The sequence below is a fragment of the Enterobacter sp. SA187 genome, assembly GCF_001888805.2.
GTDB lineage: Bacteria > Pseudomonadota > Gammaproteobacteria > Enterobacterales > Enterobacteriaceae > Enterobacter_D.
Map to the genome: position 1 here is coordinate 1,095,581 of NZ_CP019113.1, position 16,799 is coordinate 1,112,379.

Sequence of the window (16,799 nt, forward strand, 5' to 3'; positions counted from 1 at the left end):
TTAAAATGAATGGAAAATTGCAAAACTCGCATGTAAAAAACGAACCCACGTACAATATTCCGTTGGTTCTTGATGAAAGTGTGATCTCCAGCGGTATTTCACTGATCGCCTTATGGCATACCCTCGCCGATGAAAGCTACCGCGTTTACTGGCCGCGCGATAAGAAAAAGCCGTTGATCGCCAATTCATGGGTGGCGGTTTATACGTTGCAGGGCTGCGGAAAAATCATTTTGCGCGACGACGCTGAAATTATTCTTAACGGCAATTGCGTTATATTTTTAAAACCGACGGATATAAAATCTTATCACTGTGCGGGATTGCTGTGGGAGCAATACTGGATGGAGTTTATTCCCACCACCTTAATGGAAATACCATTATTACAGCAAGGCGTTATCTGTAATGGCGAGCTATTTAATCACGAGCTTAATGAAGTCGCTTTATTAACACGCAGTGGCGATGCAATGAAAAATAATCTGGCGGTGGCATTTCTGACCAAGATGATATATCAGTGGATTTGTCTGATCGCCGAAAAGGGCACCAAAGACGCACAGCAAGTGCAATTTGAAAAACTGATCACCGCTCTGCATGCGGCGCCGCAACAGCGCTGGACGGTGAATGAAATGGCGCAGCGCATGCAGTGCAGCGCGCCTTATCTGCGCCGCCTGTTTCTGCGTTATACCGGCAAAACGCCAAAAGAGTACGCACTGCATGCGCGTCTGGATCTGGCGCTGTCGCTGTTAAAACAGCAGGGAAACAGCGTCAGCAGGGTGGCGGATATGCTTAATTTCTTTGATTCTTTTCACTTCAGTAAGGCGTTTAAGCAGCGCTTTGGCTATGCGCCATCGCAGGCGCTTGCGCAGTCGGGCCGGCATCAGAACAATACCGGCCCGGCAGGATCAACTTAATCGCGGCCAGTAGTCTTTATTGGCTTCGATTAAGTCATCAAGGATCGCTCTGGCGACAGAGGCGCTCGGTACAGTTTTTGAGAGCGTGATGGCCTGCCACAGTTTCAGATATGACCCCTGCTCCCAGGCATCGACCACCAGTTTTTCCACCGCCACCTGCTGGCTCATCAGCCCTTTCTGGAAATGCGGGATAGTGCCGACCGTCAGCGGCTCCGGACCGTTTTTGCCCACCAGACAGGGGATCTCCACCATCGCGTCGGCATCGAAATTGGCGATAGCGCCGTTGTTCGGCACGATCAGCAGCATGCGCTCTTGGGTGTTAAAGGCGATGGCGGCGGCCAGGTCGACGATATAAGAGGCGTGTTCGTCAATTTCCAGCTCCCCGGCTGCGGAATGCCCGGCCTCAATAATGGCGCGACAGGCGCTGAACACGTGCTTTTCACGGTGATCCATCACCTCGTTTGCCCGTGTGCGCCCGGGGTTAGCGTGCGCGACGACATAATCCGGGAAGAGATAATATTTCAGATAGGTGTTGGGCAGCGTAGCCGGATCCAGCGCCTGCACGTCCTTCGCTTTGGCGAAGGTGTCGTTCCAGCTCGCTTCCGTATGCTCGTCATTTGACGGAGGAATATACCCGTGTTCAGACACGTACTGGCGCAGCGCGGGCATTAAATCGTTACCGTCCAGGTCCTCTATCCCATGCCACCAGCCGAAGTGGTTCAGCCCGTAATAGCGGGTGATCATCTGTTTGCGGTCTTGTAGGCCGAGGATTTGGGCCATGCGTCCTTCGATGCCAATCGGCATATCGCAAATGTTAAGGATTTTCGCCGTCGGGCGCAGCCGCCGCGTGGCTTCCGCGACAATCGCCGCCGGATTGGAGTAGTTCAGCATCCAGGCGTCCGGCGACCAGGTCTGCATATAATCCACCAGCTCCAGCACGCCGCCAATGGAGCGCATTCCGTAGGCAATACCGCCCGGCCCGCAGGTTTCCTGACCGACCACGCCGTGGCGCAGCGGGATCTTCTCGTCTTTTTCGCGCATCGGGTATTTGCCCACGCGGATATGCGCCATCACAAAATCGACGTCGCTGAACGCGGTTTGCGGATCGGTGGTGTAGCAAAAATCGATGTCCGGGGCTTGCTCGCGCAGAATGATTTTGCAGGCTTCGGCAATCACCTCCTGCCGCGCGCCGTCGTTGTCATAAAACTTCAGCGCCCGTAACGGCAGGCGATGTTGATTAGCGAGTAACATCAACACGATACCTGGCGTAAAGGTGCTGCCGCCGCCGGCAATAACAACCGAGAATTTTTTCATGATATGACCTCTGTCATGGGGGAAGGTTGGTTTGATAAAGGGACTCTCATCAGGCTTTCCAGCTGATCGCGCAACTGGGGAACGTGCAGACCGATGATCACCTGAATACCGTTGCCGCTGCGCACCACGCCGTGCGCGCCGAGGGCTTTGAAAACGTCGTCGCTGTGCGTTTTCGCCATGTCGACCAGCGTGATGCGCAGACGCGTGGCGCAGTTGTTAAGCGTTGCAATATTGCCCGCGCCGCCGAGGGCCGCGAGGTAAGCCGCGGCCGGATTTTTCTCTGCCGTCGGGGTTTGCGCCTGCAACGCTTTGTAATCCGCTTTGCTGTACAGCTTAATTTCCGCGTCGTCGCGTCCCGGCGTTTTCAGGTTGAAGCGCAAAATCAGCGTGCGAAACACCACAAAGTAGATCGCGGTAAAACTCAACCCGATGCCGAGCTGCGTGAATATCATCGGGGCATGATTGTTAAACATCGGGATCCAGTTCTGGGGCAGCATGGTGTCAAGGAAGCCGCCGCCCAGGTTTCCCACCACGCCGCCCATATACATCAACGTCGCCATGGTCGCCGCCAGCACCGCATGGATGGCGAAAAGCACCGGCGAGATAAACAGAAAAGTGAATTCCAGGGGTTCGGTGATGCCCACCAGCACCGCCGTTAATACTGCCGGGATCAGCAGACCGGCGATTTTTTTGCGATTATGTACGGCGGCGGTGTAGTAGATCGCCAGCGCAATCCCAGGCGAGGCGAACACCTTTGAATTACCGAATAAGCCGAATCCGCCTTCCGGAAAGAGCGTTTTCAGCGGCGTAGTGGTCTGGCTGAATTCCAGCAAATGGTTGGCCCAGTACACCTGAATACCGCCTTCTACCGCCGCCGGGCCGAACATAAAGGGGCCGTAAATAAAATGGTGTAATCCGGTTGGGATCAGAATGCGTTCCAGGAAGGTATACACCCAGACGCCCGCCGCCCCGGCGCTGCGTAAAAAAGCCTGCAATGATTCAATCCCAAACTGCACTTTCGGCCAGCCCCAGAGTGTTAACCATGCGCAGGGCAGCATCATTAAAAACGCCAGGATAACCACGAAAGAGGTGCCCTGAAAAACACCTAAAAATACTGGCATGGGTTTATCGAAATAGCGGTTATGTATCGCCGTTACAATACCGGCAATGACAATTCCGCCAATAATACTGGTATCCAGCGTTTTAATTCCGGCAATAGTGGTTAAACCGCTTCCGGCAACAGCATCAATACTAAAGTCAACGCCGAAAAAAGCGCCCCAGGCTACACCCATGGCATTAATAAAATAATTCCATGTCATAAAGCTAATCAGTACGGCTAAACACGCCCGCGCCTGCGCTTTATTTGCGAGGCCAACAGGTAATCCCACAGCAAAAACCAACGGCATATTTCTGAATACTGTCCAGCCACCTTCTTCAATGATATTAATCACTTGTGCAAAGAGTGAATCAGGCGATGTTAATGCTTCGCCTACAAAAAGCGGATTCTGCAATAATATTGCTAAACCGACGACGATCCCTGCAAATGGAAATAGCAATACCGGGGTGAACATAGCGCCACCAAAGCGTTGTATTTGACTCAGCATTTTCATAATCCTTATAAATATTGCATATAACTTCCGGAAGGGCTGATAATGGATAACTGCAATAATCATAAAGCAGGGCAGACACGGCGCTTATTTAATAAATAATTATTTTGTGATGCTGCACAGGATTTTATTTCGGTGCACCTGTCTATATTTTCGGAAATAAGCAGACATGTCATAAATAATGCGGTAGTGATAGCAGAACAGGGACGCCTGGTGACTGACGGGCAGGGAATGAAAATGACAAAAAAGAGGTCTAAAAGTGATCTATAAATCGCTGGCGGAAACATTACGTGCCCGGCTGAATGAAAAAGAGATGCAGACGGGAAGCGTGCTGCCCGGCGAGAAAACGCTGGCGCAGGAGTATGGCGTGTCGCGCATGACCATGCGCAGAGCGCTGGCTGTACTTGTCGAACAGGGGCTGATTGAACGGCGGCACGGCAGCGGCACCCGTCTGCTGAAAAAAGATGTGCACCACGAAACCCGCAATCTCACCGGCTTTTGCGAAATTATGAAAGCGCAGGGGCGCAGCGTGATGAGCGAGGTGCTTGAATTCGAAGTGATGCCCGCCCCACCCGCGATTGCCAGTCAGCTACGTCTGCAAATCAATGAACGCATCTACTATTCACGCCGGTTACGCTATGTGGATGGCGCGCCGTTGCTGCTGGAAGACAGCTATATGCCGGTGAAGCTGTTTCACGACCTGGCGCTGGTGCATCTGGAGGGATCGAAATTCGACTACATCGAAAAAAACTGCGGGATAGATATTAGCGGGAATTATGAGAGCCTGACGCCGGTGCTGGCGGACGGGGAGATGTCGAGACTACTGAAGGTAGCTCGCGATACGCCGTTATTGCGGATCACGTCGCTGTCCTACAGCGACAGCGGCGTGTTTCTTAATTATTCCATCATGTACCGCAATGCCAGCGATTATCAGGTGGATTACCACCTGCGGCGTGGCCGCTGACGCTTAACCTATCCCCCAGAACAGTACCGCCAGCAGCTGCGGGGTGATGATGCGCAGAAACATCACCAGCGGGTAGACGGTGGCATAGGAGAGCGCCGCCGCGCCGCTGGTGGCGTGCAGACCACTGGCGAAGGCCAGCGCCGGGGGATCGGTCATTGAACCGGCCAGCATGCCGCACAGCGTCAGGTAGTTCATTTTGGTGAAGATACGCGCCAGCAGGCCGACGGCGATCAGCGGCACGGCGGTAATAAGGATGCCGTAGCCCATCCAGTTAAGGCCGTCGCCATTGATCAGCGTGTCGATAAAATCGCCGCCGGATTTTAAGCCGACCACCGCCAGAAAGAGCACAATACCCAGTTCGCGCAGCGCGAGGTTGGCGCCGGGCGGCATAAACCAGTACAGCTTACCGATACTGCCGATTCGCCCGAGAATGAGCGCCATAATCAGCGGTCCGCCTGCCAGCCCAAGCTTTAACGCCACCGGAAATCCCGGCACATACAGCGGCAGAGAGCCTAACAATACGCCAAGCCCGATGCCGATAAACACCGGCAGCATCTGCACCTGCTGGAGTTTTTGCTGCGCGTTTCCCACTTCGGCGGCCACCGCGTCAATAGACGCTTGCCGCCCCACCAGGTTGAGAATATCGCCAAATTGCAGGCTGGCGTGGCTGCTCGCCACCAGCTCCACCCCGGCGCGATTAAGGCGCGAGATCACCACGTCGTAGCGCTGTTTAAGGTGCAGATCGCGGATTTTTTTGCCGAGCACTTTTTCGTTGGTCACCACCACGCGCTCGACGTGCAGATCGGTGCCGCGTGTGGACAGCGAGGTATCCACCTCCTGACCGATGACCACCAGCGCGCTGCGCAGATCCGCTTCCTGACCCACCAGATGCAGCAGATCGCCGTGCCTGATGATTGTGGACGGCGACGGCACCATCAGGGTGTCATCGCGTTTCAGGCGGGAGCAGATGATCCTGTCGCTGTTGAGCACCGGCACATCCTGGATCGCCATGCGGTTCAGGTTCGGATTTTCCACGCGGATATTAATGGTTTTAAGCTGCGGATGGCCGTTCCCGGCGCTGTGCTCGTGCTGCTGCGCTTCCTGGTCGATATTGACGCGGAACAGCCGCCGCATCAGCCACATGGTCAGCAGAATGCCGCAGATGCCGAATGGATAGGCCATCGCATAGCTCATACCCATCTGATCGACGACATCCCCCGGCGTGCCTAAATCACGCAGAATTTGCTGCCCCGCTCCCAGCGCAGGGGTGTTGGTGACCGCGCCGGAGAAAATCCCCAGCACTACGGGTAAAGGGATAGCAAAGAGTTTATGCAGCAGCGTGGTGACCAGCCCGCCCATAATGACGATCAGCACGGCGAACAGATTGAGGCGTAATCCTGATACGCGCAGCGAGGCGAAAAAACCCGGCCCGACCTGAATGCCGATGGTGTAAACGAACAGGATCAGGCCGAACTCCTGCATCACGTGCAGCATGTCGCTGCTGAGGCCAATCCCGGCCTGATCGACGAAGTGCCCGACGATAATGCCGCCAAACAGCACGCCGCCAATACCAAAGCCCACACCGCGGATTTTGATATTGCCGATCCACAAACCCACGACAGCAACCAGCGCCAGAATACTGACCGTTAACGCTATCTCACTCATAAAGGGATCCTTGTGAATAACACTATTATTTACAGGGATTTTCGCAGAGCGCAGCGCGGCTGTATGGGTGGTGGCGCACAAAAGGGAGTAAGCAGAAACAAGCAGGCCGGGTCAGCATGGCGCTGGCCCGGCCAGAAGATCAGAGGTGATAAAGACTTAGCTGTTCAGCGCAGGGCGTTCGCTGATGGCGATACGCTGCGGCGCGATGGCTTCCGGCACGTTGCGGGTCAGATCGATGTGCAACAGGCCGTTGTTGAAGGTCGCGTTAGCCACTTCCATATGTTCGGCCAGGGTGAAGCCCAGGCTGAACGGCTGGATGACCAGACCCTGATGCAGCCATTTCGGCTCGCTGGCCGGTTTTTCCGGCGTGCCTTTAATGGTCAGACGCTGACCTTCAAGCTGGATCTCTAAATCGTCCTGACGGAAACCGGCCAGCGCCAGCGTGATGCGGTAGTGGTTATCGTCGCTTTTTTCGATGTTGTACGGCGGGAAAGACTGCCCTTCAGCCGTGTTTTGCAGCGCATTAGCCAGTTTGTCAAAACCGATCCATTGACGCAGAAGTGGGGATAAATCGTAGTTACGCATGGTTTTCTCCTTCTGAGAAGCGAGTAAATATCTGCCTGTATGAAGACAGGCATTTGCTCCCTGACGGCGAGCAAGGTGATTCGGGCACGCCCGGGCGTGCCCTGGCAATTAGTTGATTTCGATACGGCGCGGTTTGTTCGCTTCCGGAATGACACGTTCCAGATCGATATACAGCAGGCCGTTAACCAGGTTAGCGCCACGTACGTGGATATTTTCGGCTAACTGGAATTTACGCTCGAAATTGCGTTCGGCGATGCCCTGATAGAGATAAGTACGCTCTTTTTGCTCAGCGGCATGAGCGCCTTTCACCACCAGCATATTGTCCTGAGCGGTGATCTCCAGCTCGCTTTCTGCAAAGCCGGCGACGGCAATGGCGATGCGGTAGTGATTTTCGTCAACCAGTTCAACGTTATACGGAGGGTAACCGCCGTTGCTTTGGGTCTGATTATTTTCTAACAGGTTGAACAGGCGATCGAAACCAATAGCAGAACGGTAAAGCGGAGAAAGATCGAAGTTACGCATAAATAAGCTCCTGAAATCAGCGAGAATTTTCAGCCTTCCACCATGGACAGGCTTGTCGGCCCCCGAACACCCCGCAGGCGTGTTCTTTCCGGGACATTACCTAAAATGGGTGCAGTCATTTTCTTTTCAAGGGTGTTTATCTGACTTTTTTTTGCACTTTCGCAGTCATTGCATAGACTGGGTTACAGCATAAATTGTTAAATTGCGATGACCGCCACAGTGTGGCGCTCCATCACTACTCTTTTACGTTCAGGATCGCTATAAGCGTGTACGGCCACTCACTATGATCAAATCGTTATGAAAAACATTCTTCTAATACTGGCTGTCGTAAGCGGGATGATGTCGATCGGCGGTTGCTCCAGCGTGATGTCCCATACCGGCGGCAAAGAGGGGCTTTACCCCGGCACCAGCGCCAGCACAAAAATGCTCGGCGACGATGACACCAGCATCGGCATGAAATCGCTGGTGGCGCTGGATATGCCTTTTACGGCGGTGATGGATACGCTGCTGCTGCCCTGGGATTTATTCCGCAAAGATAATTCACTTCGCTCGCGCGTCGAGAAAAGCGAGCAGGCGAATCTGGCGACCAATTCGGTGATCCCGCCCGCCGTCGCGCCCTGATTTACAATCCGGTGGCCGTTAACCACAGTTGACGGTATCCCTGCGTCTCCTCCATCCAGGCGATATGCCGCCCGTCCGGCGAAAAGACCACCGCGTCTGCGGCCGGGATATTTTCGTGATCGGTAGTCAAAAAAGTGATGTCGCCGCATTGCGCGTCGCACATCGCGATGCGGTTTTCCAGCACAAAGCCCAGCGCATTACCTGCCGGATGCCAGTTAAACGCCGACTGAATATCACTGGCATTGTGCGTCAGCTGGCGCGGTTCCCCGCCCTCCGGCGATATCAGCCATAACTGAACAATACCCCGCTCATCACGCATCAGAAACGCAATGGAAGTTGCCTGCGGATTGCTGCGCACCCAGTGGCGCGGAGTGTTCACCAGTCCCGGGAAAGCCCGTTCATGAGTAAAGGTCAGACGTTTTTGCAGTACGCCTGCGGGCGGCGCGGGCAGCGTATCGGGCGTTCCGGCTAAAGGTCGATCGCCCGCCTGCTTCCAGGCCGCCTCTGTGCGCGGCAAGGTGACGATAAACAGCTCCGGCACCTTCTCCCCGCGAAGGGACAGCGTATCGCCGATAAACGCCAGCGCGTCGTTCCCCACCCAGCCTTCTTCATAAGCCCGGTTGATGTCATCGCTGCCGGGCTGCGGTGTGGCGGTTGTTTTACTGACCAGCACGCACCAGTGGCTGCCGCAGTATTCCCGCGGATGCGTGCGCGGCGGTTCCACCGGACCAAAGGGCGCTGCCACGCCAACGTTGCGCAAATCCAGCGCCGGGGAGAGCGTATGTATGACATGATCGTTATAGGTAAAGCTGACGTACTCACCGTTCGGGCTATAAACGTGAACATGGCTGCCGCCGCGCAGCGCGCCCGGGGTGAAGGGCGCGGTGATGTCCATCGCGTCCAGATTTTGGGTGTTACCCGCATGCGTCACCACGCCGCGCCGGTGGTGAAAATCGTACTGCCACTCTGCGTCGGGGTTTTCCGGCCCATGGATAAAGACATATTTTTCCGCCGCCGGATGCACCGTCACCACGCCGACATGCGCCCCCTCAGGGGCGGTATAAATCACCTCAACCGCACCGGTGTGTATATTGACGCGCTCAATGGTGCGCCCGGTAAAAGAGGCGCCCGAAGGCCGCACGTCGTAGACCAGCCACTGGCTGTCCGGCGTCCAGGTCCGGGTATTGGTCAGCTGATGGTGTTGTGCGGCAAAGGTGATCTGTTTCATGTCGTTTTGCGTCTTCAGGCCGATCAGTTCAGGACGAATTTTTCGATAGCGTAAGCGACGCCGTCTTCCAGATTGGATTTGGTGACGAAATCCGCGACCTCTTTCACCGAATCAATGGCGTTATCCATTGCCACGCCAAGACCGGCGTATTCGATCATCGCGATGTCGTTTTCCTGATCGCCGAGGGTCATGATCTCGTCAGGCGTAATGCCCAGCGTATCGGCCAGCGATTTCACACCGGTGCCTTTATTGACGCGTTTATCGAGGATTTCGAGGAAGTACGGCGCACTTTTCAGCACGGTGTATTTCTCTTTCACTTCTGCCGGAATACGCGCAATGGCTTTATCCAGAATGGCCGGCTCGTCGATCATCATCACTTTCAGCAACTGGATCGCCGGGTCCATTTTTTCCGCTTCGCAGAACACCAGCGGGATGGTGGCCACGTAGGATTCGTGCACCGTGTAGTAGCTGATGTCACGGTTGGCGGTGTAGAGCGTATTGCGATCCAGCGCGTGGAAGTGTGAGCCCACTTCGCGGGACAGCTGTTCCAGATAGCGGTAATCGTCGTAGCTCAGGGTGGTCTGCGCCACTGTGCTGCCATCGCTCGCTTTCTGCACCAGCGCGCCGTTGTAGGTGATGCAGTAATCACCCGGCTTATCCATGTGCAGCTCTCTCAGGTAGTTGTGTACCCCGGCATAAGGACGCCCGGTGGTCAGCACAACGTTAACGCCCTTTTCACGCGCCGCGGCAATGGCATTTTTAACCGCAGGTGAAATGGTATGGTCCGGCAGCAGCAATGTACCGTCCATGTCGATTGCAATGAGTTTGATAGCCATGAGTTCCCCGCAGTAAATGAGTCTTAACGCATGCTAACGCGATTCTGCCGAAAAAACACGGTAAGAAAGGGGGATGGAGTCCGGGGAGAGGATCCTCCTTTTGCGGCCAAAAAAAAGCCCGGTGGCGCTGACGCTTACCGGGCCTGATGCTGCTGTAGCCCCGGTAAGCAACGCGCCACCTGGGACAAACGGCTTAGATATCGATGTTCGCGGCTTTCAGGGCGTTCTCTTCGATAAAGGCGCGGCGCGGTTCAACGGCGTCGCCCATTAAGGTCGTGAACAGCTGATCGGCGGCAATAGCATCTTTCACCGTGACGCGCAGCATACGGCGGCTGTCCGGATCCATGGTGGTTTCCCACAGCTGCTCCGGGTTCATCTCGCCCAGCCCTTTATAACGCTGGATAGACAGACCACGACGGGACTCTTTCACCAGCCAGTCCAGCGCCTGCTCGAAGCTGGCCACCGGCTGGCGACGTTCGCCACGCTCGATAAAGGCGTCTTCTTCGATCAGACCGCGCAGTTTCTCACCCAGCGCGCACAGACGGCGGTATTCGCCACCGACAATGAACTCCTGCTCCAGCGGATAATCGGTATCCACACCGTGAGTACGTACGCGCACGACCGGCTCGAACAGTTTCAGCTCGGCGTTCTCGCGCACCGCGACGTTCCAGGTGCTGCCGTGCATTTCGTTTTCATTGAGCGTGTTGATAAGCTGCGTCACCCAGCCCGTCACTTTCGCTTCGTCGGTGAGATCGTCTTCCGTCAGCGTCGGCTGATAGATCAGCTCTTTCAGCAGCGCGCGCGGGTAGCGACGCTCCATGCGGCCAATCATTTTCTGCGCGCCGTTGAATTCAGCCACCAGTTTTTCCAGCGGCTCGCCAGCCAGAGCCGGAGCGCTGGCGTTGGTGTGCAGCGTGGCGCCGTCGAGAGCGATAGCGATCTGATACTGATCCATCGCTTCGTCGTCTTTGATGTACTGTTCCTGCTTGCCTTTCTTCACTTTGTACAGCGGCGGCTGCGCAATGTAGACGTGGCCGCGCTCAACGATTTCCGGCATCTGACGGTAGAAGAAGGTCAACAGCAGCGTACGGATGTGCGAGCCATCGACGTCCGCATCGGTCATGATGATGATGCTGTGATAGCGCAGTTTGTCCGGGTTGTACTCGTCACGGCCAATGCCGCAGCCGAGAGCGGTGATAAGCGTTGCCACTTCCTGCGAGGCGAGCATCTTGTCGAAACGCGCTTTCTCAACGTTAAGGATTTTACCCTTCAGCGGCAGGATCGCCTGGTTCTTACGGTTACGTCCCTGCTTGGCAGAGCCGCCCGCAGAGTCCCCTTCCACCAGGTACAGTTCGGAGTGAGCCGGGTCGCGCTCCTGGCAATCCGCCAGTTTGCCCGGCAGACCGGCCAGATCCAGCGCGCCTTTACGACGGGTCATTTCACGGGCGCGACGGGCAGCCTCACGGGCGCGCGCCGCATCAATGATTTTACCGACGACGATTTTCGCGTCGTTCGGGTTTTCCAGCAGGTATTCTGACAGCAGTTCGTTCATCTGCTGCTCAACCGCCGATTTCACCTCGGAAGAAACCAGTTTGTCTTTGGTCTGGGAGGAGAATTTCGGATCCGGCACTTTCACCGATACCACAGCAATCAGGCCTTCACGCGCATCGTCGCCGGTGGCGCTGACTTTCGCTTTTTTGCTGTAGCCTTCTTTGTCCATGTAGGCGTTCAGGGTACGGGTCATTGCCGCACGGAAGCCAGCCAGGTGCGTACCGCCATCCCGCTGCGGGATGTTGTTAGTAAAGCAGTAGATGTTTTCCTGGAAACCATCGTTCCACTGCAATGCCACTTCAACGCCGATACCATCTTTTTCGGTGGAGAAATAGAAGACATTAGGGTGGATCGGCGTTTTGTTTTTGTTGAGGTATTCAACAAACGCCTTGATGCCGCCTTCATAATGGAAGTGGTCTTCTTTACCGTCACGCTTGTCGATCAGGCGAATGGAGACGCCGGAGTTCAGGAACGACAGCTCGCGCAGACGCTTGGCCAGGATGTCATATTCAAATTCAACGACGTTGGTGAAGGTTTCATGGCTCGGCCAGAAACGCACCTGCGTACCGGTAGCGTCGGTTTCACCGGTGACGGCCAGCGGTGCCTGCGGCACGCCGTGCACGTAAGTCTGCTGGTGGATTTTGCCTTCACGACGGATCAGCAGCTCCAGTTTTTGCGACAGGGCGTTAACCACTGATACGCCCACACCGTGCAGACCACCGGACACTTTATAGGAGTTATCATCAAATTTACCGCCTGCGTGCAGTACGGTCATGATAACTTCCGCCGCCGACACGCCCTCTTCCGGGTGAATACCGGTCGGGATGCCACGGCCATCGTCCGTTACGGAGACAGAGTTATCGGCGTGGATCGTCACCACAATATCTTTACAGTGACCCGCGAGCGCTTCGTCGATAGCGTTATCCACAACCTCGAATACCATATGGTGCAGGCCGGTGCCGTCATCCGTATCGCCGATATACATACCCGGGCGCTTACGCACCGCATCCAGCCCTTTGAGGACTTTGATACTGGAGGAGTCATAAGAATTCGACATCAACGTTTCTCGCTCATTTAGTCTTGGGTTAATCCGTTATTTTACCCTTTTCCACGGTGAACATCTTCGAATTTTTGTCCGACATGTCCAGAACGTGTTCAGCGCTGATGGCGCTGACAAAGACCTGTGACTGCGTGGCTTTTAAGCGGCTGGCAAGCAGTCCGCGCCGTGCGTCATCAAGCTCTGAGGCAAAATCATCTATCAGGTATAAACAGCGTCGCCCGCTTTCACGGGTTAAGAACTCGCCCTGCGCCAGACGCAACGCACACATCAGCAGTTTTAACTGCCCGCGTGAGAGCGTATCTTCCACCGGCGCGCCGTCGGCACGAATGCGGAAATCCGCCTTGTGCGGGCCGTGCGCGGTGTAGGTCAGCATGCGATCGCGCTCGAAGCTACGCTCCAGCACCTCGCCATAGTCGGTCTCTTTTTCCCAGCCGCGCTGGAAAGAGAAGCTCAGGGTGAATTCGGGTAGAAACTGTTTGCAGGTATCCGCCATATCTTCAGCGATGGCGGCGCTGTATTCGGCGCGCCATTGACTGATTTGTTCCGCCAGCGGGATCAACTCCTTATCCCACGGGCGCAACTGCGCATAGTGACTCACCTGGCGCAGCGCGGCGTTGCGTTGTTTCAGCAGACGCTTCAGGTTGCTCCAGGCGTTAAAGAATCCGGCTTCATTGTGAAAGCATCCCCAGTCGATGAATGCTCTTCTGTATTTGGGGCCGCCGTTGAGTAAAGTAAACCCCTCGGGCGTAATCAGTTGCATCGGCATCAGCAGCGCCAGCTCAGCGACTTTGTGGCCGTCGGTGCCGTCGATACGCACTGTGCTATCGCCGAGCTTGTCTTTGGTCAGGCCGATTAAGGTTTCGCGCTCCTCGCCCTGCAGACGCCCGTGCAGAATAAACGACTCCTGCTCATGGCGAATGACGCGGCCAATTTGCAGACTGCGAAACGCCCGGCCATGACCGAGGGTGTAGATCGCCTCCAGCACGCTGGTTTTGCCGCTGCCGTTCGCGCCAACCAGGAAGTTAAAGCCGGGGGATAAAGCGAGATCCGCGCTCTCGATGTTGCGAAAGTCGCGGATCAACAAGCGGGTGAGCGACATTACAATCTCATTGGCATGACAACGTAGGCCGCGCTTTGGCTGGCTGCATCTTCAATCTGCACGCTGGAAACCGAATCCGTCAGCATAATGCGGACGTTTTCGCACTTCAGCGCGTTCAGCACATCCAGCACGTAACTGACGTTAAAGCCGATTTCCATATCCGTGCCGCCGTAAGTGACGTCGAGGATCTCTTCCGCCTCTTCCTGCTCAGGGTTATTGGCGGTGATTTTGATCTGGTTCTGGCTCACATAAAGACGTACACCGCGGAATTTCTCGTTGGAGAGGATCGCCGCGCGGGCAAAGGCCTGCTTCAGGATGTCGCAGCCTGCTTCAAGATGCTTGTCCGGGTTCTTCGGCAATACGCGGCGATAATCCGGGAAACGGCCATCAACCAGCTTGGATGTGAAGATAAAATCGCCGACGTGTGCGCGAATATTGTTGCTGCCGATTTGGATGCGCAGCGGCGAATCACCGCCGTCCAGCATACGCATCAGCTCGATCACGCCTTTACGCGGCACGATCACCGAATGGTTGGGCAGCGACTGCCCGACCGGCATGGAACAGACTGCCAGGCGGTGACCATCAGTCGCCACGGTGCGCAGCTCTTCGCCTTCGGTTTCAAACAGCATACCGTTTAAGTAATAACGCACGTCCTGATGCGCCATGGAAAACTGGGTCGCTTCGATCAGGCGCTTCATGGTCGCCTGCGGCAGGGTGAATTCCACTTCGCTCTGCCAGTCGTCCAGATTCGGGAAGTCTGCCGCCGGCAGGGTCGACAGCGAGAAACGGCTGCGCCCGGAGCGTACCAGCATACGGTCGCCCTCCAGCTGTACGGCGATCTCGGCGCCTTCCGGCAGGCCACGGCAAATATCAAAGAATTTGCGCGCCGGAACGGTGGTCGCACCGGGTTCGTGCGGCTGCAGCAGCGCGACGCGGGCCACCATTTCCATTTCCAGATCGGTACCGGTCAGCGACAATGCGCCGTCAGCAACCTGCAACAACAGGTTACCCAGAATAGGCAGCGTAGGACGACCACCCAGCGGGCCGCTGACCTGCTGGAGCGGCTTGAGTAAATGTTCACGTTCAACGGTAAATTTCATAGCGTCACTTTCATCGCATCACGAAGATAATGTTCTGATTAAATTGGAAAAGTCTTCTTTGATATCATGACTTTCTTCACGCAACTGCTCGATCTTACGGCAGGCATGCAGCACGGTAGTGTGGTCGCGGCCACCAAAGGCATCGCCGATTTCCGGCAGGCTGTGGTTGGTGAGCTCTTTCGCCAGCGCCATCGCCATCTGGCGTGGACGCGCTACCGAGCGGGAGCGGCGTTTGGACAGCAAATCCGCCACTTTAATTTTGTAATACTCCGCCACCGTTTTCTGAATGTTGTCGATGGTGACCAGTTTTTCCTGTAACGCCAGCAGATCGCGCAGGGCTTCCCGCACGAAATCAATAGTAATGGCGCGACCGGTAAAGTTGGCGTTGGCAATGACGCGGTTCAGCGCGCCTTCCAGCTCACGTACGTTTGAGCGCAGACGCTTGGCGATAAAGAACGCCACTTCACCCGGCAGACGAATATCGTTTTCGTCGGCCTTCTTCATCAGGATCGCCACACGGGTTTCTAATTCCGGCGGTTCGATCGCGACGGTCAACCCCCAGCCGAAGCGGGATTTCAGACGATCCTCGACACCGTTGATCTCTTTGGGATAACGATCCGAGGTGAGAATGATCTGTTGATTACCTTCCAGCAAAGCGTTGAAGGTGTGGAAAAACTCTTCCTGGGATCGTTCTTTATTAGCAAAGAACTGGATGTCATCGATCAGCAGGGCGTCAACGGAGCGGTAGTAGCGTTTAAACTCTTCGATCGCGTTGTTTTGCAGGGCTTTTACCATGTCCTGAACAAAACGCTCGGAGTGCATATACACCACTTTGGCGTTCGGCTTACGCGCCACGATGCCGTTGCCTACCGCGTGCAGCAGGTGCGTTTTACCCAGACCTGTTCCCCCATAAAGGAAGAGCGGGTTATACGCGCCGCCTGGGTTATCCGCCACCTGACGGGCCGCAGCGCGGGCCAGCTGGTTGGATTTACCCTCAACGAAGTTATCAAAGGTGTGTTTGACGTTAACGTTGGAGCGATAGGTTGGCTCCGCGGGAGCCGGGACGTTATCCCAGCCTGAGCGTGCGGGCGCGGGGCGCGGGGTATGCACCGCCGCCACCTGCGCGGGCGCGGCGACGTTCACCGTCTCCCTGACGGTCTGCGTGACCGGTTTGGTTCCCACTTCAAAACGCAGCTGGGGGACATCAGTACCGCAGAAATCATTGAGCAGCCCGTTGATGTTATTAAGGTATTTATCCCTTACCCAATCGAGCACAAAACGGTTTGGCGCATACAAAGCCAGCGTGTTATCACTCAGTTCCGCCTGCAATGGGCGGATCCACATACTAAATTCTGTGGCTGGTAACTCATCCTGCAATCGGGCAAGACACTGCTGCCAAAGCGAAAGTGACACGGCGGACTCCACTCGAACAAAGTCGATAAAATGACAAAGGCTGAATATTCATGATTGTTGACACACGTCGAAAAGGTCTCTGAAAGACCCCTGAAGGGTGACGTGCGAACCGCTATTTGCGATTTGTCCCTTTTTACGATCGAGGATCGCGATCGGGACCGCGGATCATAACGTAAACAGCCGAAGAGATCTTGTGTTTCTCACAGATTCTTCACCATTTATCCACAGGTCGATCCGAACCGGGTAAGTGTAAACGATCCTGGCAGGGTGCGGCAGGATTTAGCCTGCATATTGGAAAATATGCTGAGCAACGCCAAAATTTTGCTTAA

14 protein-coding genes and 1 other annotated feature are annotated in these 16,799 nt (G+C 55.4%); of the genes, 3 read left to right on the forward strand and 11 right to left on the reverse strand.

The window, feature by feature from the left end; translation table 11 throughout:
• Positions 1–5: 5 nt before the first annotated feature.
• Positions 6–905: a helix-turn-helix transcriptional regulator gene (locus BMF08_RS05370; protein ID WP_072571289.1), complete on the forward strand. Its 900-nt coding sequence runs from the start codon at positions 6–8 to the stop codon at positions 903–905.
• On the opposite strand, the gene BMF08_RS05375 is transcribed toward BMF08_RS05370, so the two are convergent.
• Together BMF08_RS05375 and BMF08_RS05380 are read right to left on the reverse strand one after the other, a co-directional pair.
• Entirely contained in the window at positions 897–2,219 is a 1,323-nt protein-coding gene (locus BMF08_RS05375; RefSeq protein ID WP_072570923.1) for a 6-phospho-alpha-glucosidase, read from the reverse strand. The genes BMF08_RS05370 and BMF08_RS05375 overlap by 9 nt on opposite strands.
• On the reverse strand, positions 2,216–3,823 hold the full coding sequence (locus BMF08_RS05380; RefSeq protein WP_072570921.1) for an alpha-glucoside-specific PTS transporter subunit IIBC: 1,608 nt from the start codon (positions 3,821–3,823) through the stop codon (positions 2,216–2,218). The genes BMF08_RS05375 and BMF08_RS05380 overlap by 4 nt, the downstream gene beginning before the upstream one ends.
• A gap of 262 nt (positions 3,824–4,085) precedes the next feature.
• Between BMF08_RS05380 and BMF08_RS05385 the strand changes: the two genes are divergently transcribed.
• Positions 4,086–4,790 (forward strand): GntR family transcriptional regulator, encoded by a 705-nt coding sequence (locus BMF08_RS05385; RefSeq protein ID WP_072570919.1) that lies wholly within the window; start codon positions 4,086–4,088, stop codon positions 4,788–4,790.
• Between the two features lie 3 nt (positions 4,791–4,793).
• Here the strand turns inward: BMF08_RS05385 and BMF08_RS05390 are convergent, their stop codons facing one another.
• The 3 genes from BMF08_RS05390 to ibpA all read right to left on the reverse strand — a co-directional run bounded on the left by BMF08_RS05390 (position 4,794) and on the right by ibpA (position 7,562).
• Complete coding sequence (locus BMF08_RS05390) at positions 4,794–6,455, reverse strand: putative transporter (protein WP_072570917.1); 1,662 nt, start codon at positions 6,453–6,455, stop codon at positions 4,794–4,796.
• 156 nt (positions 6,456–6,611) lie between these two features.
• On the reverse strand, positions 6,612–7,040 hold the full coding sequence (gene ibpB / locus BMF08_RS05395; protein ID WP_072570916.1) for a small heat shock chaperone IbpB: 429 nt from the start codon (positions 7,038–7,040) through the stop codon (positions 6,612–6,614).
• 108 nt (positions 7,041–7,148) lie between these two features.
• Entirely contained in the window at positions 7,149–7,562 is a 414-nt protein-coding gene (gene ibpA, locus BMF08_RS05400) for a small heat shock chaperone IbpA (RefSeq protein ID WP_072570914.1), read from the reverse strand.
• Positions 7,556–7,626 (reverse strand) — a sequence feature (ROSE (Repression Of Heat Shock gene Expression) occurs in the 5'-region of heat shock genes and acts as an RNA thermometer to modulate expression.). It overlaps the preceding gene by 7 nt.
• Positions 7,627–7,859: 233 nt before the next feature.
• On the opposite strand from ibpA, the gene BMF08_RS05405 reads away from it, so the two are divergent.
• Complete coding sequence (locus tag BMF08_RS05405; RefSeq protein WP_072570912.1) at positions 7,860–8,183, forward strand: YceK/YidQ family lipoprotein; 324 nt, start codon at positions 7,860–7,862, stop codon at positions 8,181–8,183.
• Between the two features lies 1 nt (position 8,184).
• Here BMF08_RS05405 and BMF08_RS05410 read toward each other — a convergent pair whose 3' ends face one another.
• From BMF08_RS05410 to dnaA, 6 genes are all read right to left on the reverse strand, one after another.
• Positions 8,185–9,411: a DUF3748 domain-containing protein gene (locus BMF08_RS05410; protein WP_072570910.1), complete on the reverse strand. Its 1,227-nt coding sequence runs from the start codon at positions 9,409–9,411 to the stop codon at positions 8,185–8,187.
• Positions 9,412–9,434: 23 nt separating this feature from the next.
• The gene (yidA, locus tag BMF08_RS05415; protein WP_072570908.1) at positions 9,435–10,247 is read right to left on the reverse strand and encodes a sugar-phosphatase; all 813 of its coding nucleotides are present in this window, start codon (positions 10,245–10,247) and stop codon (positions 9,435–9,437) included.
• A 193-nt stretch (positions 10,248–10,440) separates the two neighbouring features.
• A complete protein-coding gene (gene gyrB, locus BMF08_RS05420) occupies positions 10,441–12,855 on the reverse strand; it encodes a DNA topoisomerase (ATP-hydrolyzing) subunit B (RefSeq protein WP_072570907.1) in 2,415 nt (804 codons plus the stop codon).
• Positions 12,856–12,883: 28 nt separating this feature from the next.
• Positions 12,884–13,957 carry a DNA replication/repair protein RecF gene (gene recF / locus BMF08_RS05425; RefSeq protein WP_072570905.1) on the reverse strand — a complete coding sequence of 358 codons (1,074 nt, stop codon included), beginning with the start codon at positions 13,955–13,957 and terminating at the stop codon, positions 12,884–12,886.
• A complete protein-coding gene (dnaN, locus tag BMF08_RS05430) occupies positions 13,957–15,057 on the reverse strand; it encodes a DNA polymerase III subunit beta (protein ID WP_072570903.1) in 1,101 nt (366 codons plus the stop codon). The genes recF and dnaN overlap by 1 nt, the downstream gene beginning before the upstream one ends.
• Positions 15,058–15,075: 18 nt before the next feature.
• Entirely contained in the window at positions 15,076–16,470 is a 1,395-nt protein-coding gene (gene dnaA, locus BMF08_RS05435; RefSeq protein WP_072570902.1) for a chromosomal replication initiator protein DnaA, read from the reverse strand.
• Between the last annotated feature and the right edge of the window lie 329 nt (positions 16,471–16,799).